This window comes from Solwaraspora sp. WMMD1047 (assembly GCF_029626155.1).
Taxonomy (GTDB): Bacteria; Actinomycetota; Actinomycetes; order Mycobacteriales; family Micromonosporaceae; genus WMMD1047.
The window spans coordinates 1,555,654-1,570,091 of sequence record NZ_JARUBL010000001.1; the positions used below are offsets into that span (position 1 = coordinate 1,555,654).

Below are 14,438 nucleotides of genomic sequence, written 5' to 3' on the forward strand. Positions count from 1 at the left end.
CTCCCGCGCCGGATCAGGGTCAACCGCCGGCGATCTCTTCGGACGGGGCCGAGAACTGGCGGACCGGGCGGTCCTTGAGGGCGTCGCGCAGGGTGTCCGCGACCGACTGGACCGGCTTCTGGGACTGGGCGTCGCCGACGGCGTTCTGCGGGTTGTCCGGATCGGAGAGGAAGCTCGCGGCGGCGAGCTCCGGGGTGTAGGCGACGAACCAGGCCGACCGGGTGCTGTCCGTGGTACCCGTCTTGCCGGCCACCGGGCGGCCCACGGTGCCGCGGACGCTGTCGGCGGTCGACCAGCTGCCGCAGGAGCCGCGTACCGGCCGGTCGCCGACCGGGCAGCGGGCCGCGTCGGTGGCGGCGCGGGCCGCGTCCGCGCTCACCTCCTGATGGCAGCGGGGCTTGCCGACGGAGAGCTCGTCCCCGGTCTCGGCCCGGTACGTGATGGGCCGCCCCTTCGGGTCGGTCACCGAGAGCACCGGCAGGGGCTCGCAGTACCGGCCGTCGGCGGCCACCGTCGCGTAGGCGTTCGCCATCTCCAGCGGGTTGACGTCCGAGACGCCGAGGGTGAACGCGCCCCAACTGTTGCGCTTCTCCGGGGACGCCTGCCGGCGGTCCACCTCGGTGCGCCAGCGCAGCCCCAGCCGCTCGGCCATCTCGACCGTCTTGTCCGCCCCGACCTTCTGCATCAGCTGTACGAAGTAGGTGTTCACCGACTGCCCGAAGCCCGACCACATGGCGTGCCGGCCGGTCATCGCCGGGCTGGCGTTCGAGGGGCACCACATGCCGCCGCAGCTGCTGGTGTCGCCGCCGCCCGGATAGATCGAGACGATCCGGAACGGGGAGTTGAACGCCGTGGAGAGCGGCATGCCGGCGTCCAGGGCGGCCAACATGGTGAACATCTTGAACGTCGAACCGGCCTGGTAGCCCGGCAGGTCCCCGCCGCCGAGCAGCGGGTTGACGGTGTTCGGGTAGTTGCCCTTGAGGCGGCCGCGCTTGTTGGGGTCGGAGTGCACGCCGTTGCCGTCCTGGTCGAGCGCGTAGGTGCGGTTCACCGCCATCGCCTTGACCCGGCCGGTGCCCGGCTCGACGACGACCAGGCCGTGCGCGAACGGGCTGTGGTCGGACTCCTTGGCCGCCACGTGCTTCTCGGCGATCTCCTGGATCTTCGGGTCGATACTGGTCACGATCGTGTAGCCGCCCCGACGCAGCCGGTCCTCGCGTTCCATCGGCGTGTTGCCGAACGCGGGCTGGGAGGCCCACCAGGACTTCAGGTAGTCGCAGAAGAAGCCCCAGCTGTTGTACTCCTTCGGCACCGAGATGCAGTCGTTCGGCGGCGAGGTCAGCTTCAGGGTGATCGGCTCGGACTGGGCGGCGGCGGTGGCGGCCGGTGACAGGTAGCCCATGTCGTTCATCCGCTGCAGCACGTAGTTGCGGCGGTCGGTGGCCGCCTTCCGGTCCGAGCTGGCCGGGTCGTACTCCGACGGGGCCTTCACCAGGCCGGCGAGGGTGGCCGCCTCGACCGGGGTGAGATCCTTCGGGGTCTTCGAGAAGAAGATCTCCGAGGCGGCGTAGATGCCGTACGCGCGGTGGCCGAAGTAGGCGGAGTTCAGGTAGCGCTCCAGGATCTCCGACTTGGTCACCTCCTTCTCCAGGTCCATCGCCATCCGCATCTCCCGCAGCTTGCGGACCGGGGTCTGCTCGGTGGCCCGCTGCACCTCCAGCGGGCTCTGTGCGCCGTCCCGCAGCGCCATCCGGACGTACTGCATGGTCAGCGTCGAGGCACCCTGGGAGACCCCGCCGGCCTGCTGGTTGGCGACGAAGGCCCGGGCGATGCCCTTGGCGTCCACCCCCCGGTGCTCGTAGAAGCGGGCGTCCTCGCTGGCCACGATCGCCTGCTGGACGTACGGCGACATCTGCGCGATGGGCACGTACTTGCGGTGCTCCTCGTAGAACATGGTCAGCAGGGTCCGCCCGTCCGCCCCGTACACGTAGGTGGTCTGCGCCGGGGAGACGGCGAGCAGGTCGCGGGGCTTCTTCTGGACCGAGTCGGCGGCCGCCTTCGTGACCAGACCGGCGGTGGCGACGATCGGGAAGGCGGCGACGGCGACCACCACGCCGGCGATCAGGCCGGCGCGGAGCAGGGGCGCCCAGCGATGGGCAAAGCGAAGGGTGGGATTGGTCACCCCACCAAGTTATGATAAATCACGTTAAAACAAGAGGAAGATTCGCGAATCTCGCGGGGCCGGGGCCACCATCTCCCGGCCGACCACCCTCCGGGAGACTGCCCCCGGGCTCCCTCGGCGCCCGGCCGGCGGAGATCCTGGAGGCATGATGTTGCTGGAGTCGACGATCATGGCCATCGAGCCGCCGGACGAGGCGGCGATGGCCGCCGCCCGCGAGCTGCACGGCCGGCTGACCAAGCCGGCCGGCTCCCTCGGTGAACTGGAGACCCTCTCGGTCCGGCTGGCCGGGCTGGCCGGCGCCTGCCCACCACCGCTGCCCGAGCCGGCCGCGGTGGCCGTCTTCGCCGGCGATCACGGGGTGCACGACCAGGGCGTGACACCCTGGCCCCGCGAGGTGACCGCCCAGATGGTCGGCAACTTCCTCGCCGGCGGTGCGGTGGTGAACGCCTTCGCCCGGCAGACCGGGGCCTCGGTGACCGTGGTCGACGTCGGGGTGGCCACCCCGCTCGCCGACGCCGGACTGGTCGCGGCGAAGATCCGCCCCGGCACCCGGGACCTGACCCGCGAGGCGGCGCTGACCCGCGAGGAAGCGGTCGCCGCCGTCGAGGTCGGCATCCGGGTCGCCGGCGACCTGATCGACGCGGGAGCGGCCATCCTGCTCACCGGGGACATGGGCATCGCCAACACCACCCCGGCCGCCGCGCTCATCGCCGCCTTCACCGGGGCGCCCGCCGCGCAGGTCACCGGCCGGGGCACCGGCATCGACGACGCCACCCACGCCCGGAAGATCGTCGTGATCGAGACCGCGCTGCGTCTGCACACCCCCGACCCCACCGATCCCACCGGCGTGCTGGCCAGCGTCGGAGGACTGGAACACGCCGCGCTGGCCGGGCTCATCCTCGGCGGCGCCGCGCGGCGGATCCCGGTCCTGCTCGACGGGGTGAGCGCGGTCGCGGCCGCGCTCGTCGCCACCGCCTACGCCCCGGCCGCCACCGCCGCGATGGTCGCCGGCCACCGGTCGGCCGAGCCGGGCGCCACCGTCGGGCTGCGCCACCTCGGGTTGACCCCCCTGATCGACCTCGGGCTGCGGCTCGGCGAGGGCACCGGCGCGCTGCTCGCCCTGCCGGCCGTCGCGGGCGCGGTCCGGGTGCTGCACGAGGTGGCCACCTTCGACGCGGCCGGCGTCACCGAGAAGGACCCTGCCGGCCCGGCGGCGTCGCCGTGAGCCGGCCGGAGGGCGCCGACCTCTATCCGCTCGCGCTCCGGCTGGCCGGCCGGCGGGTCCTGGTGGTGGGCGGCGGCGCGGTCGCCACCCGGCGGATGCCGGCCCTGCTGGCCACCGGCGCCCGGGTGGAGCTGGTCTCGCCGGAACTCACCCCGTCCCTGCGGGCGCTCGCCGACGTCGGGCGGCTGCACTGGCTGGCCCGCCGGTTCACCCCCGCCGACCTGGACGACTGCTGGCTGGTCCAGGTGGCGATCGACGATCCGGTGGCGGCGGCCGAGGTGAGCGCGGCCGCCGAAGAGCGCCGGGTGTTCTGCGTACGCGCCGACGACCGGACCGCCGCGACCGCCTGGACCCCGGCGGTGGTCCGGCACGGGCCGGTCACGGTGGCGGTGCTCGGCGGCGGCGACCCGTACCGGTCGGTGGCGGTGCGGGACGCGATCCGCGACCGGCTGGCCGACGGCGGCATCCCCGTCCCACCGGCCGGGCGGACGTTGCGCGACGGCTCGGCGGGACCGGCCGGAACCGGCGGCCGGGTGGCGCTTGTCGGCGCCGGACCCGGCGACCCGGAGCTGATCACCGTACGCGGCCGGCGGCTGCTCGCCGAGGCGGACGTGGTGGTCGCCGACCGGCTGGTGCCGGGGCTGCTCCTGGACGAGCTGCGCCCGGACGTCGAGCTGGTCGACGCCGCCAAGATCCCCTACGGGCCGGCCCGGGCGCAGGAGGAGATCAACCGGATCCTGGTGGAGCGGGCCCGGTCCGGGGCGCTGGTGGTGCGGCTCAAGGGTGGCGACCCGTACGTCTTCGGCCGGGGCGGCGAGGAGGTGCTGGCCTGCGCCGAGGCGGGCGTACCGGTGCTGGTGGTGCCGGGGGTGACGAGCGCGATCGCGGTACCGGCGGCGGCCGGGGTGCCGGTCACCCACCGCCAGGTGGCGCACGAGTTCACCGTGGTCTCCGGGCACGTCCCGCCGGGCGACCCGGAGTCGCTCGTCGACTGGGCCGGGCTGGCCCGGCTGCGCGGCACCCTGGTGGTGCTGATGGGGCTGAAGAACCTGGCCGCGATCACCGCCGCCCTGGTGGCACACGGCCGGCCGGCCGGCACGCCGGCCGCCGTGGTCCAGGAGGGGACGACCGGCGCCGAACGGACGGTCCGGGCCAGCCTCGACACGATCGCCGAGCGGGCCAGGACCGCCACCATCCGGGCGCCGGCCATCCTGGTGGTCGGCGAGGTGGTGACCGCGCTCAGCCGCCAGTGAGCTGGCCGTCCAGCAGCAGCGCGCAGCGGATCAGGCCGAGGTGGCTGTACGCCTGCGGGTGGTTGCCCAGCCCGCGTTCCGAGATCGGGTCGTACTGCTCCGGCAGCAGACCGGTCGGGCCGGCGGTGTCCACCATCTGCTGGAACAGCTCCTCGGCGTCGGCCCGCCGCCCGGTGCGCAGGTACGCCTCGATCAGCCAGGCCGTGCAGATGTGGAAGCCGCCCTCCCGGCCGGGCAGGCCGTCGTCCCAGCGGTACCGGTAGACGACCGGGCCGCTGCGCAGGTCCGCCTCGACCTTGAGCACGGTGGCCAGGAAGCGCGGGTCGTCGTCCGGCAGCAGCCCGGAGAGGCCGATCCAGAGCGAGGAGGCGTCCATCTCCTCGTCGCCGTAGGCGACCGTGTACGCCCCGGCGCCGGCGTGCCAGCCGTACTCCAGGACGTTGTGCCCGATCCGGTCCCGCAGCCCGACCCACTCGGGCCGCTCCTCGCCGCCGCCGTGCCGGGCGATCACCTGCAGCGCCCGGTCCACGGTCAGCCAGCACATCACCTTGGAGAAGACGTGGTGCCGGGGTGGCAGCCGGGCCTCCCAGAGGCCGTGGTCGGGCTCGTGCCAGCGGCGGCGGACCGCCTCGACCATCGACTCCAGCACCCGCCACTCGGTCTCCTGCACCGAGCCGCGCATGTCCACCACGGCGGCCAGCAGGTCCGCGATCGGCCCGAAGACGTCGAGCTGGAGCTGGTGGTTGGCGAGGTTGCCGACCCGGACCGGCCGGGAGCCGGCGTACCCGGGCAGGGTGTCGATGACCGCCTCGGCACCGAGCTCGAAGCCGTCCACGGTGTAGAGCGGGTGCAGCCGTTCCGGGTGTCCGCCGGTGCGTTCGACGCAGCCGTCCACCCAGCGCAGCAGCGCCTCGGCCTCGGTCAGCGAACCGAGGTCGACCAGGGCGCGGGCGGTCATCGCGGCGTCGCGCAGCCAGCAGTAGCGGTAGTCCCAGTTGCGGACCCCGCCCAGCTCCTCCGGCAGCGAGGTGGTGGCGGCGGCCAGGATCGAGCCGGTCGGCTCGTGCACCAGGCCACGCAGGGTGAGCGCGCTACGGGCCACCAGGTCGCGGGCGGCGATCGGCAGGTTGAGCCCGTTCACCCATTCCCGCCAGGGCTGTTCGGCGGCGAGCTGCCGGTCGTGCACCGGCACCCGGTGGTGGTCCAGGCTGTGCGAGCCGAACCGCAGCTCCAGGGTGACCGAGCCGCCAGCGGCGGCGAGGTCGACGACCGCGCGGGCGGCCTCGTAGCCGCCGTCGGCGACCACCTCCCACTCGACGCCGGGGGAGTAGAGCGCGATCGGTTCGTTCGAGCCGAGCACCAGCAGGCCGTCGCCGAGCGGCTGGAGCTGGACGGCGACCTGACCGAACTCGGGCCGCGGCGCGAAGTCCAGCCGGACCCGGCCGGAGCCGGTGAGCACCCGGATCAGGGTGGAGTCGCCGGAGTGGGCGGACTGCTCCCCCGCCGCCTCGTCGACAAGCGGATGGTCCAGCCAGTCGGTGACCGTCAACCCGGACCAGCGGGTCTCGACGGTCATCGTGCCGGACCGGTAGCGCTGGCCCAGCGGCAGGCCGCCGCGGTCGGGGGCGACGCTGAAGTGGCCGGCGGGCGCCCCGCCGACCAGGTCGGCGAAGATCGCCGACGAGTCGGGCTTGGGGTGGCAGAGCCAGGTGATCCGGCCCTCCGGGGTGACCAGCGCGACGGTACGCCCGTTGGCCAGCATCGAGTGCCGTTCGATCGGCACCGCCCGCTCGCCGAAGAGCCAGTTGCGGCGGACGTCGAGCAGCAGGCCGAGCACCCGGGCGGCCTCGATCGGCTCGGCGACCCGGAAGCCGGCCTTGGTCTCGCCGGGGCCGATCTTGATGCCGACGTCCGGCCCGGAGAGGTTGCCGAAGGCGTTCTCGTCGGTGACGTCGTCGCCGATGAAGAGCACCGCGCTGGCCGAGAGCTGGGTGCGGAGCTGGTCGACGGCGAGCCCCTTGTGGGTGGGGATCACCGAGAGTTCGACCACCTCCTTACCGCGGGTGACGGTGACGTCGGACCAGGCGGCCGGGCCGCTCTCGACGGCCTGCACCACCTCGGCGCTGATCTGCGGGTCGGCGCCGCGGGTGTGCACCGCGATGCTGGCCGGCTTGCTCTCCAGCCGGACCCCGGGCCGGCCGGCGACGATCTGGCGCAGTTCGTTGCGCAGCCGGGTGCGGACCTCGACGAGTTCGGGGGAGAGCCGTTCGACGAAGCCGATGTCGAACTCGGACCCGTGGCTGCCGACCAGGTGCACCTCGCTCGGCAGCCGGGAGAGGGTGGCCAGGTCGCGCAACGCCCGGCCGGAGACCACCGCGACGGTGGTCTGGGGCAGGGCGGCGAGGGCGCGTACGGCGGCCACCGACTCGGGCAGCGGAACGGCCTTGGTGGGGTCCTCCACGATCGGCGCCAGGGTGCCGTCGTAGTCGCAGGCGACCAGGAGCTGCGGTACCCGGGCGATACGCCCTACGGCGGCCCGCAGGGCCGGGTCGATCGAGTCCAGCGCGCGGGGATCCGCGTCGAGGACCGTGGTGTTCACGCCGCCTCCGTTTCGGGGACGCCAAGCTCGTTGAGGAAGGACCGGGCCCAGTGGTCCACGTCGTGGGAGCGCAGGTGCCGCTGCATGATGCGCATGCGGCGCTTGGCCTCCACCTGGTCGACGTGCACGGCGCGCAGCAGCGCGTCCTTGACCCCGTCGGGGTCGTGCGGGTTGCAGAGGAACGCCTGGCGCAGCTCCGTCGCGGCGCCGGCGAACTCACTGAGTACGAGCGCCCCGCCGCTGTCGGCACGGGTCGCGACGTACTCCTTGGCCACCAGGTTCATCCCGTCTCGCAGTGGGGTCACCATCATCACGTCGGCCGCGCAGTAGAGCGCGGCCAGTTCACTGCGACTGTACGACTGGTGCAGGTAATGGACCGCCGGCACGCCGACCCGGCCGAATTCACCATTAATCCGACCAACTTCGCGTTCGACCTTGACTCGAAGTGCCTGGTAGTGCTCCACCCGCTCGCGACTCGGCGTAGCGACCTGCACCATAACCGCCTCGGGAACTGTCAACTTTCCGTCAGCAAGAAGCTCCCGGAAGGCCTTGAGGCGTAGCTCGATCCCCTTGGTGTAGTCGAGCCGGTCCACGCCGAGGATCACCGTCTTCGGGTCGCCCAACTCGGCCCGGATCTGTTTGGCGCGGGCCTGGACGTTCTCGTCCTTCGCCATCCGCTCCATCTCGGCCACGTCGATCGAGATCGGGAAGGCGCCGGCCTTCACGTTCCGCCCGTCCACCTTGATCATCTGGCCCTCGTAGCGGAGCCCGAGCAGGTGCCGCGCCAGCCGGACGAAGTTCTGCGCCGCCAGCCGCTGCTGGAAACCGACCAGGTCCGCCCCGAGCAGCCCGCGCAGCACCTCGGCCCGCAGCGGCATCTGCATGAACAGCTCGATCGGCGGGAACGGGATGTGCAGGAAGAAACCGATCCGCAGGTCCGGCCGCAGCTCGCGGAGCATCGCCGGGACGAGCTGGAGCTGGTAGTCCTGCACCCAGACCGTCGCACCCTCGGCCGCGACGTCCGCCGCGGCCTCCGCGAACCGGGCGTTCACCAGCCGGTACGCCTCCCGCCAGCGGCGCTTGTAGGCGGGCGTCTCCACCGCGTCGTGGTAGAGCGGCCAGATGGTGGCGTTCGACTGGCCCTCGTAGTACCGTTCCAACTCCTCGGCGCTGAGCGGGACCGGATGCAGTCCGATGCCGTCCAGTTCGAAGGGGTCGGGCGCGGCACCGACGCCGCCGGCCCAGCCAACCCAGGTCCCCTCGTGCGCCACCAGCACCGGATGCAGGGCGGTCACCAGACCACCGGGGCTGCGGCGCCACTGCCGGCCCTCCGGCGTGACCACCTCATCGACCGGTAGCCGATTCGCTACGACCACGAACGAGCTGCGTACCGTCACGATCCGTGCACCTCCGGTCATTGCGGGTCCCACCGCAGAGCCTACTGAGCCTAGCCAGCCAGGCTGCGGCCCGTGCCCACACCTACTGCCCGACGGTGCCGGCCGGGCAAACCCGGGCGTGACCTTGGGCACCCGTCGAGGTGCCGTCGGGGTGCCGTGGGCAGGCCGCCGGCGGACCTGTCAGGATTGGCGGTGGCTCACCGATCGCCCATCGCTGCGATCGACAGTGGCGTAAGCCACCTTCCCGCGCCGACTCTGGAGGTACCGCGCACCGTGGCCCAGTACATCTACGTCCTGGAAAGGGCGCGCAAGGCGCACGGCGACAAGGTCGTGCTCGACAACGTGACGCTGAGTTTCCTGCCCGGCGCCAAGATCGGCGTGGTCGGCCCGAACGGCGCCGGTAAGTCCAGCCTTCTCAAGATCATGGCCGGCATCGACCGGCCCAGCAACGGCGAGGCCCGGCTGATGCCCGGCTACACCGTCGGCCTGCTCTCCCAGGAGCCGCCGCTCAACGACGCCAAGACGGTGCTGGGCAACATCGAGGAGGCGGTGGCGGAGACCAAGGCCAAGCTGGAGCGGTTCAACAAGATCGCCGAGCAGATGGCCACCGACTACTCCGACGAGCTGATGGAGGAGATGGGCCGGCTGCAGGAGGAGCTGGACCACGCCGACGCCTGGGACGTCGACTCCAAGCTCGAACTCGCGATGGACGCGCTGCGCTGCCCGCCACCGGACGCCGACGTCACCCAGCTCTCCGGTGGTGAGCGCCGCCGGGTGGCGCTGTGCAAGCTGCTGCTGGAGGCGCCCGACCTGCTGCTGCTCGACGAGCCCACCAACCACCTGGACGCCGAGAGCGTGCAGTGGCTCGAACAGCACCTGGCCAAGTACGCCGGCACCGTGATGGCGATCACCCACGACCGCTACTTCCTGGACAACGTGGCCGGCTGGATCCTGGAGCTGGACCGCGGCCGGGCGGTCGGCTACGAGGGCAACTACTCCACCTACCTGGAGAAGAAGGCCGCCCGGCTGGCCGTCGAGGGCCGCCGCGACGCCAAGATGAAGAAGCGCCTCTCCGAGGAGCTGGAGTGGGTCCGCTCGAACGCCAAGGCCCGGCAGACCAAGTCCAAGGCCCGGCTGGACCGGTACGAGGAGATGGCCACCGAGGCGGAGAAGACCCGCAAGCTCGACTTCGAGGAGATCCAGATCCCGCCGGGCCCGCGGCTGGGCAACACGGTGATCGAGGCGCACGGGCTGACCAAGGGCTTCGGCGACCGGGTGCTGATCGACAACCTGAGCTTCTCGCTGCCACGCAACGGCATCGTCGGCATCATCGGCCCCAACGGCGTCGGCAAGACCACCCTGTTCAAGACGATCGTCGGGCTGGAGGAGCCGACCGCCGGCTCGGTCAAGGTCGGCGACACCGTCAAGCTCTCCTACGTCGATCAGAACCGGCAGGGCCTGGCCGGCGACAAGACGGTCTGGGAGGTGGTCTCCGACGGCCTCGACCACCTGATGGTGGGCAAGGTGGAGATGCCCTCCCGGGCGTACGTGGCGGCCTTCGGTTTCAAGGGTCCCGACCAGCAGAAGCCGACGAAGGTGCTCTCCGGTGGCGAGCGCAACCGGCTCAACCTGGCGCTCACCCTCAAGATCGGCGGGAACGTGGTCCTGCTCGACGAGCCGACCAACGACCTGGACGTGGAGACCCTCTCCTCGCTGGAGAACGCACTGCTGGAGTTCCCCGGCTGCGCGGTGGTCATCTCGCACGACCGGATGTTCCTGGACCGGGTGGCGACCCACATCCTGGCCTGGGAGGGCACCGACGAGGACCCGGCCAACTGGTTCTGGTTCGAGGGCAACTTCGAGGCGTACGAGAAGAACAAGATCACCCGGCTCGGCGCGGAGGCGGCCCGTCCGCACCGGGTGACCTACCGCAAGCTCACCCGTGACTAGTTCCGGCCAGCGCTACGTCTACCACTGCGCGCTGCGCTGGTCCGACCTGGACGCGTACGGCCACCTCAACAACGCCCGCTTCCTGACCCTCTACGAGGAGGCGCGGGTGGCGTTCATGTTCGCCGGCGGGAAGGCCTGGGGGGTCGGCTCGTTCGCCGACGGCGTGGTGATCGCCCGGCACGAGGTCGACTACCTGCGGCCGGTCGACTACGCCATGGGCCGGGACACCGCCGAGCGGGCGCCGACGGTCCGGATCGAGATGTGGATCGAGGACATGCGCGCCTCCCGGTTCACCGTCGGCTACGAGCTGTTCGACGGTCCGGTGTTGGCCAGCCGGGCCCGCTCGGTGCTCGTCCCCTTCGACCTGCGCGAGCAGCGGCCGCGCCGGCTGGCCGACCCGGAGCGGGACTACCTACGGCCGTACCTGCGTACCGAGTGAGCGGGATGGGAGGACCGTGGAACCGCACGGACTGACCGGGATCGCCGATGCCGGGGCGTTCCTGGCCCGGCTGACCCGGCTCGATCCGGGCGCGCTGGTGCGGCTCCGGTCGGATCCGGTGGCCGGCGGACGGGCCGGGCTCTGGGCCAGGCTGCCCTGGTCGGTGCTCGTCACCCGCGGCGTCGCCGGGGCCGGTCCCGACGACGCCACCGTCTCGGCCGCCGAGCTGCTGGCCGAACTCGACCGGGGCGGGCCGGCGTTGCCCGCCCGCCGGGACGCCCAGTGGCGGTGGCCGCTGCCCCCGGCGACCGGCCGGGTGGTGGAGACGATGCCCGGGGCCGACCTGCGCGACGTCGCCGCCGCGGCGGCCGGGACCCTGCGCAGCGCCGAGAGCGGCGGCGTCGGGGGTCGGGCGGTCGGGCAACGGGCGCTGCGCGATGCCCTGCTCGACCACGTGGCGGTGGTGGTGACGGCGTCGGACAGCCGGGTCGAGGTCACCCAACGGCTGGTCCAGGCCGTCGTCCGGATGGGGTTCCTCGGCCGGTCGGCCGGCGCCGAGTCGGACGGCGTGCAGGTCCGGGTGGCGGGCCGCTGGACCGGCCTGTCCGGACCCTTCGGAACGGCCTGGTCACGTAGCGTTGATTCACTCATGCTTTCCCCCGTTCAGGATCAGCCGAACGGATGATGTGGCCTAGTCCATCCAGGCTGGTGGGGTCGTTGGGGGGATGCCGGAACCCGGCTATCCGGGTACCGTCGTCCCTCGGATCCACCACGTCGCAGGTGCTGGATCCGCTGGGGAGCGAGGTGCACGAGGATGCCGTGGTGGTCATGGCGCCCCGGTCACGCCGGTGGCGGTGAGCCGGACACTCGAAGCAGGATCGGAGTGGACGGTGCCGTCCGGGTCGGACCACCGGCGCCACGGGAGCCCGAACACGACTGCGCGCCGCCGGGTCTGGCCGGCATGGACCAGATCCCGCCGGTGGTCGCGCCGGTCACCCTGCGACGGGTGGGTGAGGCGCTCGACCTGCTCGACGTCCGGTACCTCGCCGACGGCGAGGACAGCCTGCTGGGGATGTGGGAGCGGCACGCGGTGCTCTTCACCCTGGAGGGGCCGGAGGACGAGATCCTGGTCATCCGGGCCCGGCCGTACTCCACCGTCCCGCCGGACTGGGCCGACCGGGCCTACCGGGTGGTCAACGAGTGGAACCACACGAGCCGGTTCTGCAAGGCGTATGTGGGAGACCCGACCGAACGCGGCCAGTTGCCGATCTACGCCGAGCTGCAGGTCCCGCTCAGCGCCGGGGCGCACGACGCGCTGCTGGTCGAGATGCTCGACTGCGGCGCGGCGATGGCCACCAGCTTCGTGGACTGGCTGCACGACGAGGGCGCGCTGCTCTAGCCGGGCATCGGGTCCATCGTGTTGACCATGAAGTAGGCCGCCCGCTCCAGGTAGTCCCAGAGCGGCTGCTCCTGCTCGGGCGGGAGATCGAGGCTCCGCACGGCCCGGTGCATGTGGGTCAGCCAGGCATCCCGCTCGGCCGGCCCGACCCGGAACGGCGCGTGCCGCATCCGCAGTCGCGGGTGCCCGCGCTGGGCCGAGTAGGTGTTCGGCCCGCCCCAGTACTGCATCAGGAACAGGGTCAGCCGCTCCGCGGCCGGCCCGAGATCAGCCTCGGGGTACATCGGACGCAGCAGCGGATCGTCGGCCACCCCGGCGTAGAACTCGTCGACCAGCTTGCGGAAGGTCGGCTCGCCGCCGATCGCGGCGAAGAAGGTCTCCGGCGGCCCGTCCGCCGCCGATTCAGGATTCACCGCTCCATCCTGCCAGGCTCAGCTCCGACCGACCTCGGCGCCGGAGGTGGGCGGCCCGCGGTGCCCTTCCGGGCCGCCGGGACCACCGGCGGAGTCATCGGGTGACCGGCGGGGATCGCCGGGCGGCCGGTTGACCGGCACCCGGCCGGCCTCCCGCTCGCCGCCGCGCTGGCCGGACAGGATCCCGGAGGCGTTCTGCGGCTGCCCAGCCGCACCGGACCGGGTCGCCGCCCGGCTGGTCGGCACCTCTCCGTCGACGGCGGGCTCGTCCGGCGGCGGTGCCTGCCGGGCGGCGTCGGCGATGACGGTGTTGAACTCCTCGGAACTCGGCCACTGGGTGACCGCCAGGAGCATCAGGAAGACCCCGGCCAGGCTCCACATGCCGACCACCAGCGGGATGCTGTAATGGTCGGCCAGCACGCCGGTGGCCAGCACCGCGCTGCCCTGCAGCACCTGCACGCCGGTGGCCATCACGCCGAACGCCCGGGCCCGGTAGCCGTGCGGCAGCGCCTGCACGAACAGGCCGTTGGCGACCGGCAACAGCCCCGCCACGCAGAAGCCGCAGACGGCGGCCAGCCCCGCCACCACGGCCGGCGGCGGATCCAGCAGGGTCGGCACCAGCGCCAGTGGGGCCAGGACGGCGAACGGGCGGATCATCGCCCGCCGCTGGTCGGGGCGGAGGAACCGGCCGATGGTCAGGCCACCCAGCACGAAGCCGACCGGGTTGGCTGCCATGATCATGGCCTGCGAGAGACCCGTACCCGGGCCGTCTCCGCCGTGTTCCTCGGCCCAGGCCGCGGCCAGCCCTTCCGGGACGATCGCGAAGAGCATGGCGCTGAAGACCAGGATCGCGATCGCCCGCAGCACCCGGGTGCCGAAGACCAGGCGGAACCCCTCGGCGGTCTCGCGGAGCAGGTGGCTGCGGCGCTCGGCGGTCAGCGCCGCCGGCCGGTGCCGGACCCCGAACCGGATGATCATGGCGGAGGTGGCGAACGCGGCGGAGTTGATCAGTAGCGCCAGGGTCGGGCTGTAGGCGGCGATCGCCGCGCCCGCCACGTACCCGCCGACCTGTGCGGCCTGCCCGGTGCTGGTCTGCACCGACAGCCCGACCACCAGCCGGTCGCCGGTCAGGATCAGCGGCAGCAGGGCGGACCGGGCGGCCTGACTGGGCGGATTGGCGAGCGTCACCGTGAAGATCAGGACCAGGATCAGCTCGACCGGAAGACCGGGCAGCGCGATGAGCGCGACGAGGACCATCCGGGTGAGGTCGCAGACGACCATCACCGACCGGTACGGGTACCGCTCGGCGAGCGTGGCGAGCAGCGGGCCACCGACCAGCCACGGCAGGAAGCTGACCGCGAACGCCGCGGCCGACAGGGCCACCGACTGGGTCGAGCGGTACACCAGCACCGTGACCGCGGCCTTGGCGATGAAGTCGCCCGTCCACGACAGCGCGCTGGCCGCGTAGAGCGCCCGGAACTCGGGCTGGGCGAACACCTCGCGAAAGGTAGCTGGTCCTTCGGGAGCTGGTTGCTCGTCGGACACCGGGGGGCCTCCATCGTTCTCGACCGCTGACCACTC

The 14,438-nt window shown here is 72.5% G+C and carries 11 protein-coding genes; 6 read left to right on the forward strand and 5 right to left on the reverse strand.

Annotated features, from left to right (window positions below; genetic code table 11):
* Positions 1-19: 19 nt before the first annotated feature.
* Positions 20-2,182 (reverse strand): transglycosylase domain-containing protein, encoded by a 2,163-nt coding sequence (locus tag O7627_RS07235; RefSeq protein WP_278092722.1) that lies wholly within the window; start codon positions 2,180-2,182, stop codon positions 20-22.
* A gap of 151 nt (positions 2,183-2,333) precedes the next feature.
* Here O7627_RS07235 and cobT point away from each other — a divergent pair, with 151 nt between their 5' ends.
* Together cobT and cobA are read left to right on the forward strand one after the other, a co-directional pair.
* Positions 2,334-3,407 (forward strand): nicotinate-nucleotide--dimethylbenzimidazole phosphoribosyltransferase, encoded by a 1,074-nt coding sequence (gene cobT, locus O7627_RS07240; protein ID WP_278098191.1) that lies wholly within the window; start codon positions 2,334-2,336, stop codon positions 3,405-3,407.
* Positions 3,404-4,660, forward strand: a complete 1,257-nt coding sequence (gene cobA / locus O7627_RS07245; RefSeq protein WP_278092723.1) for a uroporphyrinogen-III C-methyltransferase — start codon at positions 3,404-3,406, stop codon at positions 4,658-4,660. The genes cobT and cobA overlap by 4 nt, the downstream gene beginning before the upstream one ends.
* Here the strand turns inward: cobA and otsB are convergent.
* Positions 4,647-7,223: a trehalose-phosphatase gene (gene otsB / locus O7627_RS07250; protein ID WP_278098192.1), complete on the reverse strand. Its 2,577-nt coding sequence runs from the start codon at positions 7,221-7,223 to the stop codon at positions 4,647-4,649. The genes cobA and otsB overlap by 14 nt on opposite strands.
* Positions 7,224-7,255: 32 nt before the next feature.
* Complete coding sequence (locus tag O7627_RS07255; protein WP_278092724.1) at positions 7,256-8,656, reverse strand: trehalose-6-phosphate synthase; 1,401 nt, start codon at positions 8,654-8,656, stop codon at positions 7,256-7,258.
* 273 nt (positions 8,657-8,929) lie between these two features.
* On the opposite strand from O7627_RS07255, the gene ettA reads away from it, so the two are divergent.
* The 4 genes from ettA to O7627_RS07275 all read left to right on the forward strand — a co-directional run bounded on the left by ettA (position 8,930) and on the right by O7627_RS07275 (position 12,444).
* Positions 8,930-10,606, forward strand: a complete 1,677-nt coding sequence (gene ettA / locus O7627_RS07260; RefSeq protein ID WP_278092725.1) for an energy-dependent translational throttle protein EttA — start codon at positions 8,930-8,932, stop codon at positions 10,604-10,606.
* Positions 10,599-11,045, forward strand: coding sequence for a thioesterase family protein (locus tag O7627_RS07265; RefSeq protein WP_278092726.1), 447 nt, complete (start codon positions 10,599-10,601; stop codon positions 11,043-11,045). The genes ettA and O7627_RS07265 overlap by 8 nt, the downstream gene beginning before the upstream one ends.
* Before the next feature lie 16 nt (positions 11,046-11,061).
* Positions 11,062-11,730, forward strand: a complete 669-nt coding sequence (locus O7627_RS07270; protein ID WP_278092727.1) for a hypothetical protein — start codon at positions 11,062-11,064, stop codon at positions 11,728-11,730.
* A gap of 129 nt (positions 11,731-11,859) precedes the next feature.
* Positions 11,860-12,444, forward strand: coding sequence for a YbjN domain-containing protein (locus O7627_RS07275; RefSeq protein ID WP_278092728.1), 585 nt, complete (start codon positions 11,860-11,862; stop codon positions 12,442-12,444).
* On the opposite strand, the gene O7627_RS07280 is transcribed toward O7627_RS07275, so the two are convergent.
* Together O7627_RS07280 and O7627_RS07285 are read right to left on the reverse strand one after the other, a co-directional pair.
* The gene (locus O7627_RS07280) at positions 12,441-12,857 is read right to left on the reverse strand and encodes a globin (RefSeq protein ID WP_278092729.1); all 417 of its coding nucleotides are present in this window, start codon (positions 12,855-12,857) and stop codon (positions 12,441-12,443) included. The two genes, O7627_RS07275 and O7627_RS07280, sit on opposite strands and share 4 nt — an antisense overlap.
* Before the next feature lie 18 nt (positions 12,858-12,875).
* Positions 12,876-14,402 carry an MFS transporter gene (locus tag O7627_RS07285; RefSeq protein WP_278092730.1) on the reverse strand — a complete coding sequence of 509 codons (1,527 nt, stop codon included), beginning with the start codon at positions 14,400-14,402 and terminating at the stop codon, positions 12,876-12,878.
* Positions 14,403-14,438 lie beyond the last annotated feature (36 nt).

Coding starts and splice junctions, on each gene's coding strand:
- O7627_RS07275 (WP_278092728.1), top strand. CDS start 11,860: ATGCCGTGGTGGTCATGGCGCCCCGGTCACGCCGGTGGCGGTGAGCCG.